This is a genomic window from Ferrovum myxofaciens, assembly GCF_000735045.1.
In the GTDB taxonomy this organism is placed as follows: domain Bacteria; phylum Pseudomonadota; class Gammaproteobacteria; order Burkholderiales; family Ferrovaceae; genus Ferrovum; species Ferrovum myxofaciens.
This window is the reverse complement of record NZ_JPOQ01000181.1, coordinates 1-319: the sequence shown is the minus strand read 5'-3', so window position 1 is coordinate 319 and position 319 is coordinate 1. Positions and strand designations below refer to the sequence as shown.

1 pseudogene is annotated in these 319 nt (G+C 50.5%); it reads right to left on the bottom strand.

Annotated features, from left to right (window positions below):
- Positions 1 to 319 (bottom strand): annotated as a pseudogene (locus IV91_RS18935) (hypothetical protein); the annotation flags it as partial.

Below are 319 nucleotides of genomic sequence, written 5' to 3'. Positions count from 1 at the left end.
GAAGAGGGATCAGGGGTTGAAAACCCTTCATTGGTCGCTGCGCTACCCGCTTCAAAAACAACCCCGAGCGGGTAGCGCAGCGACCTCGCAAATCGGATTTCATGTCAAGTGTTTTTTGCATTTTTTGAAAATATTTATCGCGCAGATGGGTACCTTCGATATTTGGAAAAACCCGCGAATGTCTAAAGTTCAGTTCCCACAGTTTCAGGGCGAGCAATTGGGTCAGTGCATAGGCCGTGGAACGAATCTGCATCCACAGTTCCAGAGCCCCCTTCGATTGTTGCCACAGGTTCGTCACCCCCCACCATCGCTTCAGGTT